This is a genomic window from Pseudoalteromonas sp. Isolate6, assembly GCF_022398435.1.
Taxonomy (GTDB): Bacteria; Pseudomonadota; Gammaproteobacteria; order Enterobacterales; family Alteromonadaceae; genus Pseudoalteromonas; species Pseudoalteromonas galatheae.
In genome coordinates this window covers 1-6,440 of the sequence record NZ_JAKEVK010000239.1, presented here as the reverse complement: position 1 = coordinate 6,440, position 6,440 = coordinate 1, and the positions used below count along the sequence as shown (strand labels likewise).

General features: G+C 42.5%; 10 protein-coding genes. 2 read left to right on the top strand and 8 right to left on the bottom strand.

Annotation, left to right across the window (positions count from 1 at the left end; all coding sequences use genetic code 11):
- Positions 1-34 precede the first annotated feature (34 nt).
- Positions 35-1,501 carry a sulfotransferase gene (locus L1D50_RS20560; protein WP_239966709.1) on the top strand — a complete coding sequence of 489 codons (1,467 nt, stop codon included), beginning with the start codon at positions 35-37 and terminating at the stop codon, positions 1,499-1,501.
- On the opposite strand, the gene L1D50_RS20555 is transcribed toward L1D50_RS20560, so the two are convergent.
- A complete protein-coding gene (locus tag L1D50_RS20555; RefSeq protein WP_239966708.1) occupies positions 1,443-2,363 on the bottom strand; it encodes an alpha/beta fold hydrolase in 921 nt (306 codons plus the stop codon). The genes L1D50_RS20560 and L1D50_RS20555 overlap by 59 nt on opposite strands.
- Positions 2,364-2,539: 176 nt before the next feature.
- On the opposite strand from L1D50_RS20555, the gene rlmF reads away from it, so the two are divergent.
- Positions 2,540-3,397: a 23S rRNA (adenine(1618)-N(6))-methyltransferase RlmF gene (gene rlmF / locus L1D50_RS20550; RefSeq protein ID WP_239966707.1), complete on the top strand. Its 858-nt coding sequence runs from the start codon at positions 2,540-2,542 to the stop codon at positions 3,395-3,397.
- A 241-nt stretch (positions 3,398-3,638) separates the two neighbouring features.
- Here the strand turns inward: rlmF and L1D50_RS20545 are convergent, their stop codons facing one another.
- The 7 genes from L1D50_RS20545 to L1D50_RS20515 all read right to left on the bottom strand — a co-directional run.
- On the bottom strand, positions 3,639-3,818 hold the full coding sequence (locus L1D50_RS20545) for a hypothetical protein (protein ID WP_239966706.1): 180 nt from the start codon (positions 3,816-3,818) through the stop codon (positions 3,639-3,641).
- A 4-nt stretch (positions 3,819-3,822) separates the two neighbouring features.
- Positions 3,823-4,056, bottom strand: a complete 234-nt coding sequence (locus L1D50_RS20540; protein WP_239966705.1) for a hypothetical protein — start codon at positions 4,054-4,056, stop codon at positions 3,823-3,825.
- Positions 4,050-4,448 (bottom strand): Mor transcription activator family protein, encoded by a 399-nt coding sequence (locus tag L1D50_RS20535; protein ID WP_239966704.1) that lies wholly within the window; start codon positions 4,446-4,448, stop codon positions 4,050-4,052. Before L1D50_RS20535 ends, L1D50_RS20540 begins: the two co-directional genes overlap by 7 nt.
- Complete coding sequence (locus L1D50_RS20530) at positions 4,441-5,088, bottom strand: regulatory protein GemA (protein WP_239966703.1); 648 nt, start codon at positions 5,086-5,088, stop codon at positions 4,441-4,443. Before L1D50_RS20530 ends, L1D50_RS20535 begins: the two co-directional genes overlap by 8 nt.
- Before the next feature lie 10 nt (positions 5,089-5,098).
- The gene (locus L1D50_RS20525; protein ID WP_138521764.1) at positions 5,099-5,728 is read right to left on the bottom strand and encodes a DUF3164 family protein; all 630 of its coding nucleotides are present in this window, start codon (positions 5,726-5,728) and stop codon (positions 5,099-5,101) included.
- A 12-nt stretch (positions 5,729-5,740) separates the two neighbouring features.
- Complete coding sequence (locus tag L1D50_RS20520; RefSeq protein ID WP_239966702.1) at positions 5,741-6,058, bottom strand: hypothetical protein; 318 nt, start codon at positions 6,056-6,058, stop codon at positions 5,741-5,743.
- A gap of 2 nt (positions 6,059-6,060) precedes the next feature.
- The coding region (locus L1D50_RS20515; RefSeq protein ID WP_239966701.1) for a hypothetical protein at positions 6,061-6,440 on the bottom strand (380 nt) is incomplete at its 5' end.

Sequence of the window (6,440 nt, the reverse complement as noted above, 5' to 3'; positions counted from 1 at the left end):
CTATATAACAAAGTAGTTAACTCTGAATACGAAAATGTTGTTATTAAAGCGAGCCAACGAATTATTGGCCGAAAATAAGCTTAGAGAAGCTGAGTTTATGTACAAGTCTGTACTAAAACAGTCACCTAACAACGGTCCTGCTCTATTTGGTTTAGGCCGCATATGCATGCGTTTAGAGCAATATGATAACGCAATCTACTATTTAAAAAGAGCCTGCGAACATTTACCAAAAATGCTTGAACCGCTCTTCGCCTTGGCCGATGCGTTTTTAGCCGTTGGTTCACCTGTTGACGCAAAAACCGTACTTGAATACACCTTAAGCGTGGCAAAACATAATGCTCAAGCCCATTACCAACTCGGTCAATTTTATCTGGACTATGGCTTTATTGAACAAGCTAAAAACGTCTTTAAGGCGGGGTTAGGTTGTCCTCATAGTACCGTGACAGCATTTATGCTGTACGAACTGGTACAAATGTCCTCAGCCAAAGAATTACCTACATATTTAGCGATTTTAGAGAAACTGGAAAATGAGTTTGAAGCACCGAGGCTAAAAGCAGTGGTCCACTATGCTCTTGCTAAGTGTCATGAACAATTAGGTAACTATAATGCAGCTCAAGATAACTATGCCTTAGCGAATGATACACAGCTGCTGATGAGCGAGTTTCGTACTGTAGACATGCTGCCTTTTTTTGAATCAATCAAACAACATTGTGGTAAAGCATTTTTTGATAAACCTAGTGATAGGGTTAAGACAACATTTACACCTGTTTTTATTGTTGGTTTACCGAGAACAGGTTCGACTCTCTTAGAGCAAATGCTAGTGCAACATTCACATGTTGGCACACTAGGTGAGAATACCGTGATCAGCGATAAAATTGTCCCTTACCTCTTTAAACGCAATAATGCAGAGTTCCCAGCTTGTTTAGACCAACTAAGTAACTCCATGTTAGATCATTGCCGCTTACTCTATGTCGACGAGATAAAGCGGCATCGAGTGTCGGAAGAAGTAGTGATCAATAAACTTCCAGCTAATTTTCAAAATCTGGGCTTAATCCACAAACTATTCCCTGAGGCACGAATTATTCATTTAACTCGCAACCTCAATGCGACAGCGTGGTCGGTCTATAGTAATCATTTCGCCGAAAGCGAGCCCTACTTCTGCTCTTTAAGTGAATTTGCCTTGTATGCGCAAGCGCAAAGTGACTTGATGTCCCATTTTAACCAGTTTATGAAAAGAGATATTTTTACGCTCAGTTACGAACAACTTATCGCTGAACCCGAAAAGACCATCAAGCAATGCTTGAGCTTTCTATATCAAAAATACGAACCAGAATGCTTGGAGTTTCACAAATCTAAAAAGCCGGTGCATACGCTAAGTAAGGCACAGGTCAGAAAGCCAATCAGCACGCAGCCTCTCGAAAAGTGGCAGCGATATGAAGCGTTTATTGAGAAGATGATTGCTCAACCGCAAAGCGATCAAACCACGCCAGTAAATCTTTAAACTGATCATCGCGTGCATGTTTATGGGTTAACATGTCTATGTGCCCATAATTGTGCCGATGGCCGTGACTTTTTCCATAAATTCTGAGTTCTTGTATCCCCTTTCCTGATTCACGAATGAACGCTTGAATATCAACAGGTTGTGCCAGTGCTTTATCTTTAACGCCCGCAATGTGCAAGATTGGAGGCAACGTCATGTCTTGTAATACCTCGGCGTAATTAAAACCGTCATCGGAGTCAATCCATGGCTGCTTCTGTGCCCAGTCAGCGCTTTGAGCATGTGATTTTAAAGACTCATCATCACTTCCCCAACCGAGCCTCTTCGCAGGTAAGTACCCATGCTTTTTCGAATAATAGTGCGCAACGTTAAACCATATCAGGTTTGCTTTCAGTAATTTGCTCGGGTGATTGTTATGTAAACTACGCTTAGAGCCAAAATAAACACATGCTTTAACATGCGGAATTTCTTCAGGAAAGCGTGCAAAAACACTATTCATCAATACTCCTCCCCAAGAGTGCGCAATCCAATATTGTGCTCTAGATCCGGTATATCGTTCGATAAAATTCAGCATTTCAGGGATTTCGTGCAAGATTGATTCAGTTTGACCATAATCCGCTTCAGCGTCGATTTTAGGTATGCTCTCTCCTCGCCCACGAAGATCACCAACAAAACAGCGATAGCCGTGTTCAGCTAAAAAAGGCGCTAGCCCTTTATTACTTTCAGTATAAAAAATTTTGCCATTTTCAACCGCACCATGCATAAAAAACACAGCGGGGCCGCTACTATCCGGTTTTGCTATATATCTGAGATGGAGTTTATGTCCATCTGCTATATCTACTAATAGTGATTTTTGCTCTATCATTTCTTTGTTTTTATTCTTTGAACACTAACCTCATCGTACCAGTTGACTGATTGATAAGTAAACTCTTAAACGAAGCAAATAAAAGGGTTGATATGCCTTTAAGATAAAGCCAGTATTCAAGACTTAAGCGTTCGATTAAAAGTGTTATAATCCTTTTTATTTATTCGAAGAATCCTGTGCACCCAAGAAACAAGCATAATTCAGGCTATGATCTAGACAAGCTTATAGCGATTGAACCCGCTTTAAAGAATTTTACTTACAACCGAGCTGATGGCATAAAAAGCATCGACTTCACTAATCCAGATGCCGTAAAACTGTTAAATAAGGCATTGCTTAAATCAGACTACGATATACAAGTTTGGGATATCCCCGCACAATTTTTATGCCCGCCAGTTCCAGGCAGAGCAGACTATATCCATGCGCTAAAAGATCTGTTAGATGAAAGTAACTTGCCCGATAAGGTGCAAGGCGTAGATATTGGCACTGGTGCCAATTTGATCTATCCCATCTTGGGATCAAGAGAATATAACTGGCGCTTTGTGGCCTCTGACATCAATCCTCTTGCTGTGAAGTGTGCCAAAACCATCGCAGAACTAAATAAGTTGCCGGTAAAAGTGATGCAACAAAAGCAGCCTAATCACTTTTTTAAAACAATAATAAAAGCAAACCAGTTTTATCATTTTTCAATGTGTAACCCGCCCTTCCATTCCAGTGAAGCAGATGCAAACAAGGGCACGCAAAGAAAGTGGAAAAACCTTAACCGAGCACCACAAGCCTCGCTAAATTTTGGCGGTCAAGCTCAAGAGTTATGGTGTGAAGGTGGAGAAAAGCGCTTTATACTGGATATGATCTCTGAGAGTGTCACTTTCAAAGAGCAAGTTTACTGGTTCACTTCCCTTATCTCTAATAAAGACAACGTCAAACCACTTAAACAGCAACTTAAACAGTTCGCTGCAGAGCAAGTAAAAGTGATCGAGATGGAACAAGGTAATAAGACAAGCCGTTTTATCGCCTGGAGTTTTTTCAAACCCTAGAAATGTGTATATGGTGGAAGCGAGTTTACCTCGCGAGATTTTCTAAACAGCAAAAACCCCGCCGCACCACTGCAACGGGTTTGACGTACATGTGATCCAATGTACAAAAACTCTATAGCTAATTGTGCGAAAACTACGGGAATATGTGGGAGAGTTCGGGATTGAGTGAGAGAATATTTCAAAACGGTTTTCAATATTTCAAAATGAGCGGCGCTTTAAAATTTGCGCCGCTTTTGTTTGGTTAGTTCACTGACGTAGCTTTTTCAGCTGTACCATTTCTATATTCGGATTGCGTTACTTTCGCTTGGTCGATGAGTTGCTGCAATGCAATATCAACATCCTCAAATGACTTACAACCTGAATCATGCAAATAGCCAGCTATATAATGTAGCGCTTTGCGATCTTGTTCTTCATTATACATGTTCTTACTCCTCACTTATGAGATCCCAAACCACTCTATATAAAGGTAGCGTTTCGGGTTTTGTAGGTGGAATTGATGGGCCGCCGTTGCGACCAAATCTGCCTGTTTGCACTGGCTCACTCATTTGCTCTTCTATATATACCCTTTTGCCAAACTCAAAACCGAGTAGTAACGTGGTAAATAGAGCTAGCAATAATAACAATGTGTTTACTGTGATCTCGTCGTCTGCTTTCAGCATAGTGATGGCCCTTTGTCCTGTGGGCCGTTGCCTTTGCTATCGTCAAACAAATCGCCTTGAACCTCATCACGCTTTACTTGGATCATGGTGCGAACAACCGTGTAGATCCACTGAACAGAACAGCCAAACTTTTTAGACAACTCAACGTGATTCGTGCCGTTAAACTCTGCCCAAATCTGATTGCTCATCATGATTGCGTCTATTGAACGACCTTTGCAGACGTATACAACCTCACCACCAAATGTATGGCGGATTGAATCAACAACCTTTCGCCCAATATCTAGCGCTGATTGTTCATCAACGGTTTCACTCACTCCACGCATGACCAATTCAAATATAGTGAGCAACATGCCATCGCCGCGCTCGGTAACTTTGCCGTATTCTTCAGCCATTTTTAGACGCCTCCGAATATCGATCAGACATAACTCCAATAAACGCAATTGCAGCCTCTAGCTGCTCAACACTGCACTTTTTAAAATCTCCCAGCTCGTAAACAGTTTTGGTTGCTTCAATTTGGTGTGCGCTACTGAGTTTTAACCCTTGTAAAACATTAACCAGTTCTTTGAGTTGTTCGGCCATACAACGCGCATACCAGCTTTTTAACTGCTCAATCAGTGCATGAACCATTGGTACGCGTAGCCACTCCAGCCGCTCAATAACCACATTCTTATTCATGCGTTTTGCCTGAGCTTTACTCCAATTGAGTAGCGCGGCTTCCGAGCCATCGCGTAAATAGCCACGATGGCTCATAGCGATCCAAACTTGGCGCAGTTTATCCAGTGGCGTTTTGTCTTCGGGTGCTATATCACGAGTCATTGGTGAGTTTTTACCACCGCGCTTTTTAGTCACCACTTTAAAACCTTTGTCTTTCATGTGAGACAGCACTTTGTTTAGCTCACCTACGTTCATACCTTCGCAGCTTTCTTTCTTAGTCAGTTCGACTAAAATTTGACGATACAAATCTTCGTCCCAGCCTAAACTCGTTTTACCTACATGTATTAATTGAATCAGTTTTGATTTTGATAAATACATAACGCCACCTTTATAGAGACTTGCTTACCAATGGGATATGAACCCAGCTACCTAGCGCATTGCGCTCGTAAAAGCGCACGTAGGTTTTGGTACTGGACAAGATGATTGCATCATCAAGCGCTTGCATCGCATTGGCCCAATCTTCGCTATCACTGGCTAGGCGGTATTTACGCAACGCCATGATCCGCGCTTTGTTGTAATTACCATCACTGTTGGTGCTAAACGCATCTTGTACAATTTGGCGCAGTAGCTTGTCTTCGCCTAGTGTTTCCAGTTTTTCATTGATCACTTTATCAATGAGTTCTTTTGCCACATTTATCTCAGGGCCAAACGTGATCTGATCAGCAACGCCAACTTCTACTTTACGCTTGGCATCATAGCTGGTTAACGTAACATTGCCTTTATTACCGCCTATCTCAACGTTATAGCTTGCAAACAAATCAGCTATAAATGTGTTCACACTCTTAAACACCTTGCGCTTAAATTCGTCATGCAACTCAGATAGCGCCTTGGCCTCATCAACAAACCCATTTACTAGGTCGTGTTTTTCAATGTCGTGGGCTGCAATTTTGTCTAGCGGTACTTGATAACCGCGCGGGTTTGCTAAAAATGTGCGTGCTGTATTGTCTTGTGTATTCATGATGATCCCTTACTACCTTGGTTGAATAGATTGAAATTTGTGAAAACGCTGGCCTTGGCATTTGGGGCAAACGCTTACGCCTTCCCCAACCCAACCGCAATGCGTGGTTAAACAGCGAACCCCTGTAGGCTCAATTATTTCTATCAGCTCACGCTTACCAAAAACGTTATCCCAAGCCTTTACTGGTGCATTTACCGCACTGGCTAACAGATGTTGCATTGCGCCATCATCAGCTAAAAGTGTCTTTGACTGCTCTTGTGAAACGGTGACTGTTTTAGTCACTTGAACCAACGCCATACCCGTTAATTGAATTTCTACCTGTTGACTCATAGCTACACCTTTAAAACTAATGATTCTGTGATCTGCTGCTCACCAATTTGAGCGGCGGCATTCATGGCTTTAGCAAGCCAAGTGTTCACATTGAGTGGGTAAGAGCGGTCTAGCTCGGCATCATCCAATGCAATGCCGTGGCGAATGCGCCCCATACACTTGCCGCGAATGGCGCTAAGGGCGTCTTCGGTAAAAATTTTGTCAGCATCTACACCAACGCGAGATAGCTTATGGCGAATATACTGAGGAACATAAATCCCTAGCGGCTGCATCCGTATTTGATTGCAGCGCCAGCTAAACTCACGAACGTGCTGGCCGCTTAACTTTTTGGCAAGTTCCGACTGGCCGATCAGTACAATGCCCATCACACGCCTAAAACCGT

Excerpts from the sequence above, each read along its gene's own strand:
- L1D50_RS20560 (WP_239966709.1), top strand. The coding sequence starts at position 35 with ATGTTGTTATTAAAGCGAGCCAACGAATTATTGGCCGAAAATAAGCTT.
- L1D50_RS20555 (WP_239966708.1), bottom strand. The coding sequence starts at position 2,363 with ATGATAGAGCAAAAATCACTATTAGTAGATATAGCAGATGGACATAAA.
- L1D50_RS20545 (WP_239966706.1), bottom strand. The coding sequence starts at position 3,818 with ATGTATAATGAAGAACAAGATCGCAAAGCGCTACATTATATAGCTGGC.
- L1D50_RS20540 (WP_239966705.1), bottom strand. The coding sequence starts at position 4,056 with ATGCTGAAAGCAGACGACGAGATCACAGTAAACACATTGTTATTATTG.
- L1D50_RS20535 (WP_239966704.1), bottom strand. The coding sequence starts at position 4,448 with ATGGCTGAAGAATACGGCAAAGTTACCGAGCGCGGCGATGGCATGTTG.
- L1D50_RS20530 (WP_239966703.1), bottom strand. The coding sequence starts at position 5,088 with ATGTATTTATCAAAATCAAAACTGATTCAATTAATACATGTAGGTAAA.
- L1D50_RS20525 (WP_138521764.1), bottom strand. The coding sequence starts at position 5,728 with ATGAATACACAAGACAATACAGCACGCACATTTTTAGCAAACCCGCGC.
- L1D50_RS20520 (WP_239966702.1), bottom strand. The coding sequence starts at position 6,058 with ATGAGTCAACAGGTAGAAATTCAATTAACGGGTATGGCGTTGGTTCAA.